Raw genomic sequence first — 16,265 nt, 5'->3', positions numbered from 1 at the left:
AATGTTTATTCAAAATACCAAGTGTACATTTCCGCTTACTAATTTTGAGCTTATGTTTGATTTTCACCCACAAAATCAGCTAATAGCTCTAGCATTTCTAATTGTTACTGCTATCTTAAATCTTTATACAATTTCCCAAAATAGAAAATTAGAATGCTTAATAGGTAGTTTATACTGTTTATCCTCTATTGTATGCGTATTTGCAGCTGATTTTATTTCCATGATAATCTCGCTTGAATTCATGACGATTTTTGCCTGCATAATTATTTTTTGTGACCAATTAAAGATAAAACCGGCACGTCAATATTTTCTCACTCATTTATTCAGCAGCGGGCTAATCTTAATCGGTATGACTCTTCTAATCCAAACAACAAGCAATACGACTTTTACTTCTTTAACGGCATCAGTAAATAATTTTGAGTTACCAGCAATATTCATACTTGCAGGTTGTTTAATTAATGCCTCGGCTATTTTTGTAAACGGCTGGGTGGTTCATTGCTATCCTATAGCTTCAAGTAGCGGTATTGTATATTTAATTAGTTTTACTACTAAAGTTACTTTAATTATCATTTTAAAATTATTTAGCGGTCTTGAGATACTAAAGTTTTTTGGGATATCAATGATCATTTACGGATTAGTATTTTCTCTAATTGAAAAAAAACTTAAACGATTAATATGTTATCTTACCGTATCACAGCTTGGTTTTATATTAACGGCTATTAGCATCAACTCTCCAAATATAGCTTATCTTATTACAAGCTTTATATTCATACATATATTATATAACGGGTTATTTGCTTTATATTTCGCTTATATAGAAGATGAGTATGATATTAAAAATTACCAAGATCTTCAGAATACTCAAATTAATTTTATTTTATTAAGCGGATTTGTTATTAGTATATTGATCTATACATCTATACTGCCTATTAGTTCTTCTTATATTAAAGATGAAATAGCTAATATTTTAAACGAGAATAGTGTAATGCTCTTTTCCAAGATAGCGACTTGTACCGTATTATTTGGGTTGTTGATGGAGAGTTCTCAGTCATTCCCGTCTCTCTTTATGTCATTCCTGCGAAAGCAGGAATCCAGGAAAAACCTTAAAAATAAAAGCTTTATAATATTTCTGGATTCCCGCTTTCGCGGGAATGACATAAGAACTATAACCTACCTCTCTTTCTGCATCATAACTTTATGCATATGTTTATTCTACCCTATTCAAATATCACATACTGCTAACTTTAAGCTAGTTATCCTTGCAATCTCACTGTTATTGGCTTTAATATTTAGAAAAATACCGCGCATTTCGACAGAAAACATAAACTTTGACCTATACAAATATATTGAAAAATTTATATATTTCAGTATCGATAAATATAAAGAAACGGCAGACAATAACGAAGATGCGGCAGAATATCTTAATTTTAAGGTTATTTGGGATAATATTTTAAGTAAAATATCTGCTTGGCATAATCAGCAAACTGCTATATTGATTGTATTATTCCTATTAATTAGTTTGATTTTAACACTACAATAATTTGATGTCATTGTTGTATAGATACCAAAATCGTCATTGCGAGAAGAAACTGTAAGTTTCGACGAAGCAATCCAGTAAACAATTCTGATTACAGAATTGTTTTATTATTTTACTAGATTGCCGCGTCGCCTACGGCTCCTCGCAATGACGACTTTAGGCATAACAACACAAAAAAATAAAAAACATGAAACCACCAATCACAGACAAACAAAATGACAGTTTTAAAGTTCACGAAGCAACAATAAACGATGATTATCACTGGCTGCGTGATCCTAAGTGGCCAAATGTAGAAGACTCTAAAATTTTAGATTATTTAAAAGCTGAGAATCAATATACCGAAAATTTCTTTGCTGATCTGCAAAATGATAAGGAAAAGATTTTTGAAGAATTAAAAGGACGGGTTAAATTAGACGATGAATCGGTTTATGTTAAGAACAAAGATTATTACTATTACAATAGAGTAGAGGAGAATAAAAATTATCCGATATATTGCAGAAAGCATAATAATATGGATTCAGCGGAAGAAGTAATATTAGATGTCAACCTTCTTGCTCCAAATAGCGGTTTCACTGATGTTGCTACAGTTGCAATATCACCTGATCACAATTTAATGGCTTATAGTGTTAATTTTACAGGTAATGAACAATACAATATCAAAATATACAACCTTAAAGAACAAAAATACTTACCTGATGAATTAGGCAATGTACAGCTAAGTCTCGATCGCTTCAAACAAGATGAATTTCAGGAAGAGCCTACGGAACGTACAAATGTACGTGAGCATAGGCGAATGCCGCAAAATTCGCTTGTATCAAGCGATCGAGATTTAGCTGTAGCTCCTACTATAATTTGGCATGAACACTTAAACGGCTTTTTCTATATTACTATTAATGAGAATCAACGCTGGGATAAGTTAATGTTTCACCGTCTAGGTGAAGAGGTCACTCAGGATAAATTAATATTCGAGGTAAAAAACCCTCTTCATTTTATCAGCTGCGAGAAATCAGCAAGTCATGAATATATTTTTATAAATTCAGGCGATCATAATGAAAATGAAATTTACGTAATTTCTATGCAGGATGAGAGTTTTACGCCTAAATTAGTACGAGCTGCAGAAAACAAAATATTCTATGAAATAGAATATCATGGCGATTATTTTTATATTAAAACTAATTATAAAGCTAAAAATTTCCATGTTATAAAACTGCCAGTAAATAATTTTGAAAATACTAGCTGGGATGATTGGGATGATATTTATATTAAGGAAGAACAAGACAAATATTTAAAAAGCTTTAATGTTACAAATAATTATTTAATCTTAAACTATCGTGACCAAGGTTTACCGCTAATCAAAATAAAGCGATTTAAAGATTTACAAGAAAACACAATTCATTTTCCCGACGAAAGTTTCCAAGCAAGTAGTTTTTCTACAAATTTTGAGGAAGACGATATCAGAATAGATTACTCTTCTCTAGCAAGACCCAATACCACTTATAGCTACGATTTTAATAGCGATAAATTAACGATATTAAAAAGCCACGAAATACCTTCAGGCTTTAACCCGGAGGAGTATAAAGTAGAGAGAATATTTGCAGATAATGAAGATGTAAAAGTACCTATAACCTTGTTTTATAAAAAATCTTTATTTAAAAAAGACGGTTCAAATCCTTTATATCTAATGGGTTACGGTGCTTATGGCATCGCTATGCCCGTCAATTTTAGAAATACAGCAGTGACACTTGCCGATCGCGGTTTTATTTACGCAGTTGCTCATATTAGAGGTGGCGATGATCTAGGTCATGATTGGTATGAAGCTGCTAAGTTTTTAACCAAAAAAAGAACATTTGAAGACTTCATAGCCTGTAGTAGAGCTTTAATTCACGAGCAATATACAAGTAACAACAATATAGTAATAATGGGCGGTAGTGCCGGCGGTATGTTAATCGGTTACGTACTCAATGAAAAACCGGAAATCTATAGAGCAGCAATCGCGCATGTACCGTTTGTTGATGTTTTGAGTACCATGCTTGACGAAAGCTTACCGTTAACTCTCTTGGAATATAATGAGTGGGGTAATCCGAAAGAGAAAGAATATTTTGAATATATTAAATCATATTCCCCTTATGATAACGTAAAAGCACAAAACTACCCTGCTCTATTCGTTACTTGCGGTATATCCGACCCACGTGTAGGTTACTGGGAACCTGCTAAATGGGTAGCAAAATTACGAGAACTAAAAATGGATAATAATCCCTTATTATTAAAAACAAATATGGAGACGGGACATAAAGGTTCTGCCGGTCGTTTTGATTATCTGAAAGAGATAGCTGACGAATTAGTATTTATTTTCAAGGTGTTTGATGTTGGGGTTTAGTTAGCAGATTTGTTACTGGAATCCTGTTATGTCATTCCTGCGAAAGCAGGAATCCAGGAAAAAGCGAAATAAATTGAGCTTTTCAAAAAATCTTTGAAATCAAGATTTTTATATAGTTTTACTTTTTAAATAAAGCTTTTAAAAAGCTTTAAAGTACTGGATTCCTGCTTTTGCAGGAATGACATACAACACCTCTACTGAATACAAAAACAATGCATAAAAATTATCTAGAACAATTACAAAAATTACCGATTACTTTAATTTTACTAATTAGCTTAATTTGCTGTATTGGTTTCATTGTGCTTTATTCTGCAGCAAATAGCAATTTGCAGCCCTGGGCTTACAAACAAATTATAAATTTTTGTATATTCTTGCCTTTAGCTATTATTATTGCATTAATTGATTTACGCATAATATTTAGGTTATCGTATATCTTTTATTTGTGCGTACTCGCTTTACTAGTAGCCGTGGAGCTTTTCGGCTCAACTGCCATGGGCGGTAAAAGATGGATTGATATCGGTATAGTTAAGCTTCAACCTTCCGAACCGATAAAAATCGCCGTTGTACTAATGCTTGCTAGATATTGCCATTCACTAACAATTGATGATCTTACAAAATTTCATAAAGTTATTATACCTATTATAGGAGTTTTAATACCGGCTTTTCTAATAATTAGAGAACCGGATTTAGGTACGGGAATGATTGTTTTAATTGTTTCGGCAATTATATTTTTTGCGGCAGGTTTTAGAATAAAATATTTTATAATACTAGGTCTTGCTGCTCTTATTAGCCTACCTATTGCTTGGAATATGATGTATGATTATCAAAAAAAACGGGTAATGGTTTTTTTAGATCCCGAACATGATCCGCTCGGTGCTAGTTATAATATTATTCAGTCTAAAATCGCTATAGGTTCAGGTAGCCTATTTGGACGCGGTTTAAATCAAGGTAGCCAAAGCCATTTGGATTTTCTTCCCGAACATCAAACTGACTTTATCTTTGCTACCTTCGCTGAAGAGTTCGGCTTTATAGGAGGAATGTTTTTACTAATATTATATTTTGCACTTATAACTATTTCTTTATTAATTGTCGCAAATTGCCGAGAGATTTTTAGTAAATTAATGGTAATAGGTATTACTTCAATCTTATTTAGTCACGTATTTATTAATATAGCTATGGTTATGGGCTTGCTTCCCGTAGTAGGCGTACCGCTGCCGTTTATTTCTTACGGCGGCACAATGATCGCATCCATGCTAATCGGCTTTGGGCTTGTGATGAATGCTCAGGTACACGGACATACCGCTTTAAACTAGTGCAATTATATTTACAAAATGGATAACATAAATTAATAATAAGTTGCACTTCACTTTCTGATTTTTGTATAAAGCGAAATTTCCTATTGACTTTTATATAAAACAGTATAGATTTCCTTACAATTTAATTTTTTATAAAGAATTTATGCTCGGCTATGAGAAAGCACAAACAAGTTTAAATAGAGAACAAAAACAAGCATGAGGCATTTTGTCTATTGGAACTTTTCTTGAATATTTTGATTTATATTTATATGTACATATGGCAGTGCTTCTCAACGAGCTATTTTTTCCTCAAGCTGATCCTCAGACTGCTCTAATCTATGAAGCAGCTGCATTATGTTCAACATATGTATTTAGACCGATAGGAGCATTAATCTTTGGTTGGCTTGGTGATAATATAGGAAGAAAATCAACTATAATAATAACTACTTTGCTTATGGCTATAGCGTGTTTTATTATGGCAAATCTTCAACTTATGATGAAATAGGAATTGTAGCTACATGGGTTATGATAGCATGCCGTATGGCACAAGGCATGTCCTCCATGGGAAAAGTAATAGGAGCAGATGTATATTTAACTGCATTTATTAAACCACCTGTACAATATCCAACTGTAGCAACTTTAGATAGTTTTTGTATATTAGGTGGTTTTGGAGCATTATGCTTAGCTTCTTTAGTTACTTCATTTGGTTTTAGTTGGCGTATAGCTTTTTTAATCGGTGCTAGAATCGCTATAGTAGGAGTCATCGGGCAAACTTCGCTTAGAGAGACACCGGAGTGGATGCTAAACGATATTTAAGAAAAACTTTTAGAACAAGCTAATATTGATCCTAAGAAGATAAAAGTAATATTAAAACTATTATAGCGTTTTTTTTTATTAGATTGTGCAGGTCCTGTAGCATTTTATGTATCATATATTTATTGTGCTAATATATTAAAAAATACTTTTAATTATAACCCTGCAGAAATTATTCATCAGAATTTATTTGTAGCACAGTTTAATTAATTGTTGTTTTATTTCATGTGCCTCTATATACATAGCAATTTTTACAAAACTAATTAAACTTTCCTCTATCACTTTCCTCATTTTTTCAGGTGATTTAGCACCTAAAGTTTGTAAATTATGCATTTTGTCAAAGAACTTTATTAATACTGTATCATATCTTTTTTGTCTAACTAACAAATTCAGACTTTCCTCACTACTTATTTTTCCCTAAGGTTTTATTCTAGTTAAACCCTCTACGTGCTTTGCTACTTCCGGTCCAAAAATTGTAGTTATTACTTCTTCAGCCAGTTCTGTATCTTCAATAGTATCATGCAGTAAAGCAGCTTGCAACATAATAGCATTATAAAGCTTAGGAGCTTCTTCGGCTACAAACTCTGCGAGCATAATCGCTACTTCAATTGGCTGAGAATAATAAGGATCGCCTGATTGACGCATTTGTAAGCCGTGATACTTGCGAGCGTAGTAGATACCTTTTTTAACTTCTTCTATATCAACAGGATTTTTTACTTTAGCGTTTAAATATTCAATGTTGTATAATAGTTTTTTAGCGTAAACGCAAGTTTCAAACTTTTCTTTCCAAAAGCTTAAATCTTCCATAAAAGTCATTTCTTATTTTTATTAATAATAGTTGATTACAATTAAAACAAAAACTTAGAAATTGCAATAGTAAATAGCTTTTAAATCCTAAAGAAGCATGATAATTTTAACCTTTTGGTATTTAAGCAACTTCATTATGTTTTATTAGTACTGTTATTGCTTATCTCGTATAAAGCTTATTTGCCAAAAACTTTCTTCTTTAGATTATCTTCTTCTAAAAAATATATCACTTTTTTCATTCAATATATCATCACAGTTTGTATATAAAGATTCAATAAATAAATATAGAGTCCTTTAAAGCTAGTTGCACATCTATATTGTCCTTATCATGTCTTTCTATAGCTTTAGGAAGCCCAAATTCTCTAACTACATTACCTAATTCTTTTATATTAGCTCGAAATTTAGTGGAATAAGAATTTGATATAGGTGTTTTTGAGAGATTTATTATTTCGTTTCTACATTCTTGTGTTTTAATAATAGCTATTTTCTTTAAGTTATCGTCTAAATCCTCCATTCCAATTTTATTGCGAATAATATCGTTTATACTAATTACTTTATTTCCATGCTTTCTCTCATGCCTTGCTGCTACTATACTGCAAGCCAAATCTGTTAATATATCTATTAAGAAACTTTGCGTTATTAAATCTATACCTTTTGCTAATATTTTTATTATACCCTCTTTCTCATTAATATTATTTTTAAATATTTTAGTTTCAGCAATACAGCAAGCATTTATGATATTTTTTTATATTCCAATAAAATGCATTACAGTAATCGTATAATAATGGGCTTTCTTGTGCTAAACTTTCAATTTCTCTAAAGATTTCTGCTTTTTGTATTGTTCCACTAGCTTTTAGTGTTTTATTGTGGCTATCTATCTTAATTGCATAGGCATCTAATCTTTTATTTGCCCCAGCATCTAGTAATTTAAAATTACTGGTTTTCAACCTTATTTTTGCATCTTGAATTATTGCACTTGAAAACTTCAGCTTACTACTATGTTTAAATATCTGTTTTTCTTCTTCAGGCTCAAGCTTTTCATTCTTAATAAAGCAATCACATGGTTCTTGGACTGCTAATTCGTTAAATAGTTGCCTCTTAGTTCTGTGTTAATTTCTGCTGGATAAATAGTGGCTATTTTCTTTAAATTATCCTCACCAAATTTATATATTAGATGATCACCGAAAAGACTTCTTTTTTCTAACAACATTACGAACTTATCTTTATTATCACCTGCATAAGATAAAAGATATTTTTCAGTAAAAAGTTTGTATTTTCATTTGTAATACTACTTACGTAATTAATATCACTGGCTACTATTTTAAGAGCTAATCCTTTGTTTAGGAATAGAGGTTTATGTGTTTTATATTGTTCTACTAACGGATCGTCTGTTTCTGCAAGTAATTTAGTTGCAAACTCCTCTAAACTTACTATTTTGCTTGCTGAACTATCGGTTGTAAATATTGCATAGTTTCTATCTTCAAATATTATCTTGCCTTCTATTCCTGGTTCTTTACTAACCGATACCGTAAAAGTAAAATTATATTTCTTTATACCATTTAAAATAAACTTACTCTCTCACTCATTCATCACATCGCTTTTTAATATGCTTTTACATATTTCTTTTAAAAAGATTTGCGTTTCGCTTATATTCGGTAATTCGTTAAAACTCGCAATAAACCATTCTATTACTTCAGGCTTTTTACTTTTTTCATATTCTTGAGATGTAATCGGTTATTGTGTGTAGAGTGGTTTTGGCGTCTATTTCTGAATATAAATCCTTATCAAACCTTATCAAAATTTTGAGTTCTATGTAGATCAATTATTTTTATTAACCTATTAATTTGTTTATACTTTATCAAATGATCTTACATTTATTATATTAATTAAACTTACAGCAGCTGCATACTTGACATCTTCGTTGTAGTAAGGCTTATTAAGTAGTAGCCCTTTTAAAACACTATATGCTCTTTCTGCTAGATGAGGTATTACTTCCACTATTCCCGCTAAATTCATAATAGCTTCACACCTAATATAATTTATCAATGTTAGAATTTATAATCAATTCTTTTACTCCTATAAATACTTCTATCGCTATATTAGGCTTTCTTTCTATTATCTCGACTAAACTCCAAACAGCTACATATCTGACATAACAGTTAGGATTATTAACTCTTTCAATCCAGTAATTATTTCTTCTGATGGCATCACTTTTACTATTTCTGACTACTAGCAATTTCACACTTAATAAAATCTTCAATATTATGATCAATAATCAGCTTTTTTAAAACACTAAATGCTTCTTTCGTCATACTAGAATTTGCTCTTACTATCTCAGCTATGCTCTTAGCAGCTTCAGACTTAAAATAATTATCAGGAGCAACACCTCTTTTAATATTATAAATACTTCTTCTGTAGTACTAGGCTTTGTTTCTATTACCACAACTAAACTCCAAATAGCTGCATACTTAATACTTTTATTAGGATCTCCAACTAGTTCTGTCAATGCTTTAAATGCGGATTCTACATGCATTGCTTTTACTACTTCCCCTCAGCTTCTAACGGCCTCCTCCTTAACATGACTATGAGTGTAATTATCAATATCAAGATCACTAAGCAACGCTTTTAATGCATCAAATGCTTCTGTTGTGTGCATTATTTTTACTATCTCAATACTATCAACAGCTGCATACTTGACAACATCATCACTAAGTAACTCTTTCAACATTTTAAATGTTTTTTTTTTGCTAAATTAGGATTTGCTTTTACTATCTCAACTATACCCAATAACTGCAAATTTGATACTTTCGTTGGAATCATTAACTAGTTCTTTCAATACTTTGAATGCTTCTTTTGCTAAACTAGGTTTTGCATTTACTATCTCAATCATGCTAGTAGTAACTAAAGATTTATTTTGTAATTTTTGTACTTGTTTTAATAATGCTTCATCTAAATCAGATATAGTATTAATTATTTTAATCAATATTATATTTACACATCTATTTAATTCCCAAATAAATATTTAATAATGATGTTATTGTGTTTACACTTTCTTGTATTACCATCTCGTCTATCGTCTCATCTAATATATGTGCCAATTTTTGTAATACTAGCTTCTTTAATTGCGTATCATCAACTTTTAATAAACCGATTAATCCTTTCATAAATTTTTGTTTTATTACCCGACGTATTTTTATTTATTAAGCTTGTGATTATTTCTATAGCTGTTTTAAATGCTTGAAATATAGTTGCTTTGTTTCGTAATTTCTCATTTATTAGCTTAGCGATCTCTTCCGATAAATATCCGCTGTCTATTATATGTTGTTCCCAATCTGTACTATCTTTTAGTACGATCTCATATATCAACTCTTGTATTTGTTTTAAATATGGTATTCTACTATTAAATTTTCCGTTAATTTTGCTTTGAGCTAATAAATGCATTAAGAGTATAATCTTTCTTTCAATTCCTAGCTCTAATATTCCATCAACATTACATGTTACAGCTTCCCAAAATATTTCTATTAACTCTTGATTATTTTCATTACTTACCATCCATGCTAGAAACTTCAGAATCATTAGATATTTCGGATCGTTTCGATGTGCACCTATAAAATTTGCTCTGTGTATTTTATGTTGTTATCTGCTAACTGATTTTTTAAATAACATGCAGCTAGATATTCTTGAAATGTTAAATGAATAAATTGAAAATTTTGCACTTCTCTTCTTAATGGCCCTTGTTCTATAACTTCGTCTATATCTAATATATCTTTCTTGCTTTCTACTACTTTGTTCTCTACTCACTTCCCTGTTGCAACAAACGACTCATAGGCTATTTACTCTAAAAAACTCATTTTGTTTTTTTTTAAGTGATTATTAGCTTCTGTTTTATTTTTATATTTATTTTGTTTTTGTCTATTATTAAGCCAGTTTATTATTTCACTATATAAATGACTTATATTAAAATCTTTATTACTGTTTTTTTTTGAAATTTATCCCTTATTGCTTGATCGCTCCAAACCAAACATATTAATGCAGTATTGATAGGAACTGCACATATTTCTTTTATTTGGCTATGAGTATCCAAAAAGATTTTTAATGGTGTTCCAAGCTCTTTATCATACTCAAAATTTCCTTCACTATCCCAGCCTGTATTGTCTACTTTCTGCTCAAACCTGTTGCTCATTGCTTCTATAAACGCATTAGGCCTAGAATTCATTACGATATTTCCGAATCCATAATATCTCGGTAATCACTATTACTCTGTGATAAAAACGCTACCTCATCATAACCATCCAGTAGTAATAATATCCTATCTTTATCTTGTATGCTTTTTATATCTTCAAGTTTTATATCTTTAGAATCTAAACAATAATGGACAAAACAACTTAGTATATAGTCATCTACTATATTACCGTAACGTACTGTCCAATTGCTTAACAATTCCTTTAACCTGATTCTAAATACATAATCAAATTTGTCGTTCCACAGTTTTTCTTTTCCCCATTTATAAGATAGATAATGCATTAACGTGGTTTGACCTATATCAACTTGCATTCTGTTTATTTTCTCAACTATATTTTTTATTTCTGAGGTACTTTTTTATTAGTTAGATTTCTGCAAAGTATCGCAAACTTATTTTCTTCATTTAGTGACTTAACTATATTATCAATTTTTTCTTCTTGAACTTGATAATTTTTTCAAACAACTCCCTTATCTTTTCTTCCGTATCTATGGCTTTAAAAATATTCTCTATTTCTACCGACTTCTTTTCTCCGACAACTTTATCGCGTAATGCTGCTTTATCTGCTTCATCGTCTTCACTTAGTAATATCTGTAATTTTACATAATATTCCTCTAAAGACTGAGCTTTGATTTTCTCATCTTCTATTAGCCTTGGTAAAGTATCATGAGAGCTATATAAGGTTTTTAGTCTTGTTATTAATGGATTTAGAATTGAAGTTTGCATATTCTTAGCTGCTACTATAGGAAGCGTATCTTTAAAGTTTAATTTTTTGCTCATATTAAACTATTAAAGGAAAATTTAAAGTTTTAAGTATTAATCTATTTTTTTAGTAAAGCGATCAATTACAAGATTTAAAATAATATTATGCTCTAGAAATGCCTTAGCTCCGGCAAGCACTAAGATAAATCTTTTAGTTGAAAAAATAATCTGTTTTACTACTTCATCACCTATAAAACCGGTATTTGTAATGGTAACAAAAGTTTCTTCTGAACTAATCGAAGTAAACTGCCATTCTACCAATGTTAGGGTTTTTATACACATCCCATGCAATAAGTATTTTTTTTATTTTTTTCAATTTCCTGCACGTTAATTTGAGCTGAGAAGCCGTACATTTCCCATGTCCAAGTAATTTGTTTCTTAACTTCTAGCTTATCGCTACTTTTAGTAAACCAAAATTTTGAGGTAATATTAGGATTTATAAAAGCTTCAAATACTTGATCAATTAGTTTACGAATAAGCATTGCTGCTTTTAACTGATTTATATAAACATCATTATTAATAGTCATTTTTAAAAACTTTTTGTAAATTATTAGAATTCTTTCCAAAGACTATATTACATCGTAATAAGTATTGTAGCCTATAGTAGTCAAATTTATCTTATTTTCAACTTATTTAATCATACAAAAACATAATTTGGCTATAGGTTGTATAAGGTACGGCAGCAAATCCGGTTGGTAACATTACGACAAATAATAAGACAAGTTTTGCAAGTAGCGTTAATAGTAACGGTATTATTACCTTATCACCCGGCTCGGTAAAAATATATTTGCTAACAATATAACGGCTAATAGTGTAGTTGCAAGCGGAGCAACTTTAGTATTTACCAACACACTTGCCTTTAATGGTAATTTAACAGCGGTACTACGATTAATTTAAATGCAGTACCGGTATCATATACCGGCCAAAGCAGTTTTTTAGGTAAGCTAATTGTGGCTACAAGCTATGATCAAGCAAAAAATTCTGGTGGTAATATAGTGATTACACCCGGTAGTAAAATGGATTTATCTTCACTAGATGAATTAGAGATTCAGTTTAACGATACTGACGTACATATAGGAGAAATAAATGAAAATACTAAATATTCACTAATATCTTCAGAGGATGGACATGGACTAATTCCGTTGTCTGCCGATAAAATGAAATTTTTTATTGACGGTAATGACAAGAGTTTCATTAAATGGTCGATAAATACTTCATCATTCACTTTATCGGCTACTAATATAGCCAATGAAATATTGCAAAAAGAAATAGATGAAGGCAGTTTTACACCGGAGGAGGTACAAGATATTGCAACACTGATCCGTGCATCTGAAGATACTGAGGCGGATACGTTTCAAGACGAGTTTGTTTTTTTACTATTGAGCAGTAAAAAGAAACACTAGATCGTGTTACACCAGATATGGTAAGACCGGGAGCGGTAATAACTGCAGTAAATATGCAAGTTGTATCTCATAGTATAGTCGGTAATTCATCTTCTTTAGATTCTCGAATCAATAAAGTTCAGACAAGTCAAAATAAAGTTGCTATTTCTGCTGGTGATGAGACAGAAGTAGATTTCGGTACGTGGGCTAGTCCTTTTGTCGGCAATAGTACTCAAAAGGCACAAAATAATCTAAGCAGTTATAAATCTAACTCAACCGGCGGTACTATCGGTTTTGATAGTTGAGTAGGCAATGATTTCTTACTTGGCGTTGCTTATACTAGAGCTGATACTAAGGTAAAGCAGAAAAATAATAATGTCGGCGATAAAAGTAAAGTACAGAGCAATATTTACTCTTTATACGGCTTATATAATGTACTAAATAAAAATTGGTTGAAGGTATAGCTTCTTACGGTGATAGTAAAGTTAAGAATTATTCACAGCGTAATATTGCTTTGGGTAGGAATTTGATCAGTTATGAAACGGCAATCGGTAAATATAAATCACGTTCATATACCAGACAGAGTTTAGCCGGTTACAGTTGTTTAGCTCCGAAAGCGATTAATTTAACACCGACCGTGGGGATTAGATATTCCGATATTAGAGATTCAGGATATACTGAGACCGGTACGACTTTCCAAAATTTAATCGTTAAAGGGAAGAAGTATAATATGATTAAAGGACTTGCAGGTGTTAGGATGTCAAAAGATATTAACGTAGAAAATATAGTTTTAATCCCTGCAATTTACGGCATGCTAGACTATAACTTTAAAGATAAAACCCCTGCTATCGATGCTAAGTTACAAGGGATGGACAGCCCATTTACGACTAATAGCTTTAACTTTGGTGTCGGTGTGACTGCCCAACACCAAATGATGGAATACGGCGTTAATTATGATGCGAATGTGGCGAGTAAATATTTCGCTCAACAAGGTAACTTAAAAGTGCGGGTAAATTTCTAGGTTCTTGCTTAAGAGTGCTAATTGATTTGCTTTAAATCAGTGTAATCAATTCTGCGGTCTAGGTGAACAAAATTTTTGTGGATACCGATAGCCCGGCTGAATTGCCAAGCCGGAGCAACTAGGTTACCACGGCAGGTGTTACCTTTGGTTGCAACATCAAAGGCACAACATCCGCCTCTCCCTAGTTTTATCAAGCCTCCGAAAAGTTACTCTAACTTCCTTAGTAGTCTTATTTACTTACAATAATTTGTATTCTTTCTAATAGTTTATTTTCAGTGTATTTTTATACTAAAATTTAATTCACAAGAAAAATATGCAAAACTACCGACAATATTTAATTTTAAGTCTTATATTAATCTCTATTCAAATTAATCCAGCTTTGGCATTAGAGGATAAGAGAGACTCTTCAGTATATTATTATAATAAAGGTACTAATTTAGCTATTTTAGGCAAATATGAATTAGCTATTGAATTTTTTAATAAAGCAATTGAGTTAAATCCTAAATTTTCAAGAATATATAATAATAAAGGTCTAACTTTAGAAAAGCTAGGTCAATATATGTTAGTATTTGACGCTATAATAAGGCACTTGAACTTGATTCAATAAATTCTGAGATACAAAATAACCAAAAACGTTTATTAAAGCTTATTAAATAAAAAATAATTAAATATTTTGACCTTTATTTTCTTAGGTTGTTCTGTTTTCTAGATTTTTTCAGTCTAAAATAAGCAAGCCAATGATACCATTCATCTACTGTTATTTGCTCTACTTCTGCAACTGTCTTATATAAAACTTCAGTAAGAGTAAACTGGGTCCTGCTATTCTGATTATGATTTTATGTATAATACATATACCCATTAACTATAGCTGTTAATGATCATTAGGAGAATATTTATGACCTAATTACTTGACCTTATAACCCCTGGTGATGTCTTAATATGAAGAATTTACAAAGCCTTTAAATATAAGTCAAAACCAGCTAGCTCGTGATATTGATGTACCACCTAGCCGTATTCACGCTATAGTGCATGGCAACCGAACTCTTACGGCTGAGATGGCACTAAGATTAGGTAAATATTTTCACACTTCAGCCCAGTTATGGATTAATTTACAAGCAAGATATGATTTAAAATTAGCCCAGCGTAATGAATGACCTCATATTAAAATCGTATTCGTACTATGGAAGTAGCAAGAAAAGCTAGTTGATTATTTCCTAGCAACGGCAAAAGATTCAGGATGTCTTATGGCAATATCGATATCCTGCATAAATCTTATTCTTATACCGTCGCTTGTACCAAGTGCATAAGGGTTAACTAACACATCCAATACGCCCCATTGCCCGACATAAAATATTCAATAATACTTTTTATCACGGAGTAATACATTATAAAAAAGGCAACAAATACTACCTTCATATTTACGAGCCTATTGTTACTAAAGAATTATAGAACAAATAGAAAAAGTTTTTGCATCATTTTTGCATCAATGTATATTGAGCCTGATTTATTGAGCAAAATAATTAAAAGTGTTAAAGAATCGGCAAAATATAAAAAAGATTATTATAACACAAGAATACCAGAATTAAATAAAGAGCTTATCAGTGTAAAAAATAGCCTTGATAAGCTTAGAAGTAAACTTTTAGAAGGTATATTTACAAATGAAGAATACGAAGAAGATAAATATAAATTAACAACACGTCGTGATAAAGTAATGTTAGAGATAGCAGAACATAATAAAGGTGATGATTGTTTTACGGAAAAAATGATAGATGTACTAAATTTAGTGGCCAATGCACATCAATATTTTGTTTTGTTGAATGCTGAGGGAAAAAGACGCCTAATAAAAACTGTGTTTTCGACAATTAAATTAACAGGCAAAAAGCTTGACTTTATGCTGCATTCACCGTTTGATTCATTCGTAAATTTGTCAAAAATCGAGGAATGGCTCCCCGGGCCGGACTCGAACCAGCGACCGAACGGTTAACAGCCGTTTGCTCTACCACTGAGCTACCGAGGAACATTAGAAGCATC

23 protein-coding genes, 1 tRNA gene and 2 pseudogenes are annotated in these 16,265 nt (G+C 31.2%); 10 read left to right on the top strand and 16 right to left on the bottom strand.

What is annotated here, in order from left to right; genetic code table 11:
• The first annotated feature begins 1 nt into the window (after position 1).
• From A3305_RS05130 to A3305_RS10550, 5 genes are all read left to right on the top strand, one after another.
• Complete coding sequence (locus A3305_RS05130; protein ID WP_014392029.1) at positions 2-1,540, top strand: proton-conducting transporter membrane subunit; 1,539 nt, start codon at positions 2-4, stop codon at positions 1,538-1,540.
• 184 nt (positions 1,541-1,724) lie between these two features.
• On the top strand, positions 1,725-3,914 hold the full coding sequence (locus tag A3305_RS05125; protein WP_014392028.1) for a prolyl oligopeptidase family serine peptidase: 2,190 nt from the start codon (positions 1,725-1,727) through the stop codon (positions 3,912-3,914).
• Positions 3,915-4,126: 212 nt separating this feature from the next.
• The gene (gene rodA / locus A3305_RS05120; protein ID WP_014392027.1) at positions 4,127-5,227 is read left to right on the top strand and encodes a rod shape-determining protein RodA; all 1,101 of its coding nucleotides are present in this window, start codon (positions 4,127-4,129) and stop codon (positions 5,225-5,227) included.
• Between the two features lie 259 nt (positions 5,228-5,486).
• Complete coding sequence (locus A3305_RS10555) at positions 5,487-5,714, top strand: MFS transporter (RefSeq protein ID WP_231289080.1); 228 nt, start codon at positions 5,487-5,489, stop codon at positions 5,712-5,714.
• Positions 5,715-5,749: 35 nt separating this feature from the next.
• Complete coding sequence (locus A3305_RS10550) at positions 5,750-6,025, top strand: MFS transporter (RefSeq protein WP_231289078.1); 276 nt, start codon at positions 5,750-5,752, stop codon at positions 6,023-6,025.
• 276 nt (positions 6,026-6,301) lie between these two features.
• On the opposite strand, the pseudogene A3305_RS05105 reads toward A3305_RS10550, so the two are convergent.
• From A3305_RS05105 to A3305_RS09555, 15 genes and pseudogenes are all read right to left on the bottom strand, one after another.
• A pseudogene (locus tag A3305_RS05105) lies at positions 6,302-6,838 on the bottom strand (HD domain-containing protein); the annotation flags it as partial.
• 262 nt (positions 6,839-7,100) lie between these two features.
• Complete coding sequence (locus A3305_RS05100) at positions 7,101-7,433, bottom strand: hypothetical protein (protein WP_014392022.1); 333 nt, start codon at positions 7,431-7,433, stop codon at positions 7,101-7,103.
• A gap of 109 nt (positions 7,434-7,542) precedes the next feature.
• The gene (locus A3305_RS05095) at positions 7,543-7,776 is read right to left on the bottom strand and encodes a hypothetical protein (RefSeq protein WP_045799405.1); all 234 of its coding nucleotides are present in this window, start codon (positions 7,774-7,776) and stop codon (positions 7,543-7,545) included.
• A 901-nt stretch (positions 7,777-8,677) separates the two neighbouring features.
• Complete coding sequence (locus A3305_RS10545) at positions 8,678-8,845, bottom strand: hypothetical protein (RefSeq protein ID WP_226984010.1); 168 nt, start codon at positions 8,843-8,845, stop codon at positions 8,678-8,680.
• 13 nt (positions 8,846-8,858) lie between these two features.
• A complete protein-coding gene (locus A3305_RS10540) occupies positions 8,859-9,071 on the bottom strand; it encodes a hypothetical protein (protein ID WP_014392020.1) in 213 nt (70 codons plus the stop codon).
• A gap of 96 nt (positions 9,072-9,167) precedes the next feature.
• Complete coding sequence (locus tag A3305_RS05085; protein ID WP_014392018.1) at positions 9,168-9,362, bottom strand: hypothetical protein; 195 nt, start codon at positions 9,360-9,362, stop codon at positions 9,168-9,170.
• Positions 9,363-9,380: 18 nt separating this feature from the next.
• Positions 9,381-9,557 carry a hypothetical protein gene (locus A3305_RS08940; RefSeq protein ID WP_155845518.1) on the bottom strand — a complete coding sequence of 59 codons (177 nt, stop codon included), beginning with the start codon at positions 9,555-9,557 and terminating at the stop codon, positions 9,381-9,383.
• A gap of 45 nt (positions 9,558-9,602) precedes the next feature.
• The gene (locus A3305_RS05080) at positions 9,603-9,812 is read right to left on the bottom strand and encodes a hypothetical protein (protein WP_014392017.1); all 210 of its coding nucleotides are present in this window, start codon (positions 9,810-9,812) and stop codon (positions 9,603-9,605) included.
• A gap of 16 nt (positions 9,813-9,828) precedes the next feature.
• The gene (locus tag A3305_RS09565; RefSeq protein ID WP_156138018.1) at positions 9,829-9,993 is read right to left on the bottom strand and encodes a hypothetical protein; all 165 of its coding nucleotides are present in this window, start codon (positions 9,991-9,993) and stop codon (positions 9,829-9,831) included.
• Positions 9,962-10,381: a hypothetical protein gene (locus A3305_RS05075; protein WP_226984009.1), complete on the bottom strand. Its 420-nt coding sequence runs from the start codon at positions 10,379-10,381 to the stop codon at positions 9,962-9,964. Before A3305_RS05075 ends, A3305_RS09565 begins: the two co-directional genes overlap by 32 nt.
• A 400-nt stretch (positions 10,382-10,781) precedes the next feature.
• The gene (locus tag A3305_RS10535; RefSeq protein ID WP_226984008.1) at positions 10,782-11,045 is read right to left on the bottom strand and encodes a hypothetical protein; all 264 of its coding nucleotides are present in this window, start codon (positions 11,043-11,045) and stop codon (positions 10,782-10,784) included.
• Positions 11,045-11,383, bottom strand: a complete 339-nt coding sequence (locus tag A3305_RS10530; RefSeq protein ID WP_050982617.1) for an NACHT domain-containing protein — start codon at positions 11,381-11,383, stop codon at positions 11,045-11,047. The genes A3305_RS10535 and A3305_RS10530 overlap by 1 nt, the downstream gene beginning before the upstream one ends.
• Before the next feature lie 103 nt (positions 11,384-11,486).
• Positions 11,487-11,849 (bottom strand): hypothetical protein, encoded by a 363-nt coding sequence (locus A3305_RS10525; RefSeq protein ID WP_041860499.1) that lies wholly within the window; start codon positions 11,847-11,849, stop codon positions 11,487-11,489.
• 36 nt (positions 11,850-11,885) lie between these two features.
• Positions 11,886-12,092, bottom strand: coding sequence for a hypothetical protein (locus tag A3305_RS09560; protein WP_196795994.1), 207 nt, complete (start codon positions 12,090-12,092; stop codon positions 11,886-11,888).
• An 11-nt stretch (positions 12,093-12,103) separates the two neighbouring features.
• Positions 12,104-12,358 (bottom strand): SRPBCC domain-containing protein, encoded by a 255-nt coding sequence (locus A3305_RS09555; RefSeq protein ID WP_196795993.1) that lies wholly within the window; start codon positions 12,356-12,358, stop codon positions 12,104-12,106.
• A 423-nt stretch (positions 12,359-12,781) separates the two neighbouring features.
• Between A3305_RS09555 and A3305_RS05055 the strand changes: the two genes are divergently transcribed.
• From A3305_RS05055 to A3305_RS05035, 5 genes and pseudogenes are all read left to right on the top strand, one after another.
• Positions 12,782-13,234: a hypothetical protein gene (locus A3305_RS05055; RefSeq protein WP_041860498.1), complete on the top strand. Its 453-nt coding sequence runs from the start codon at positions 12,782-12,784 to the stop codon at positions 13,232-13,234.
• A 17-nt stretch (positions 13,235-13,251) separates the two neighbouring features.
• Positions 13,252-13,677, top strand: a pseudogene (locus A3305_RS11530) (autotransporter outer membrane beta-barrel domain-containing protein).
• A complete protein-coding gene (locus A3305_RS11525) occupies positions 13,662-14,234 on the top strand; it encodes an autotransporter outer membrane beta-barrel domain-containing protein (RefSeq protein ID WP_306765135.1) in 573 nt (190 codons plus the stop codon). Before A3305_RS11530 ends, A3305_RS11525 begins: the two are co-directional and overlap by 16 nt.
• Positions 14,235-14,547: 313 nt before the next feature.
• Complete coding sequence (locus A3305_RS05040) at positions 14,548-14,841, top strand: tetratricopeptide repeat protein (RefSeq protein WP_014392015.1); 294 nt, start codon at positions 14,548-14,550, stop codon at positions 14,839-14,841.
• 358 nt (positions 14,842-15,199) lie between these two features.
• Positions 15,200-15,388 carry a HigA family addiction module antitoxin gene (locus A3305_RS05035; RefSeq protein ID WP_196796001.1) on the top strand — a complete coding sequence of 63 codons (189 nt, stop codon included), beginning with the start codon at positions 15,200-15,202 and terminating at the stop codon, positions 15,386-15,388.
• Between the two features lie 788 nt (positions 15,389-16,176).
• On the opposite strand, the gene A3305_RS05025 is transcribed toward A3305_RS05035, so the two are convergent.
• Positions 16,177-16,251: transfer RNA gene (locus A3305_RS05025), tRNA-Asn, on the bottom strand.
• Positions 16,252-16,265: the final 14 nt, after the last annotated feature.

Source organism: Rickettsia amblyommatis, from assembly GCF_002078335.1.
Classification (GTDB): Bacteria; Pseudomonadota; Alphaproteobacteria; order Rickettsiales; family Rickettsiaceae; genus Rickettsia; species Rickettsia rickettsii.
This window is presented reverse-complemented; position numbering and strand designations above follow the sequence as displayed.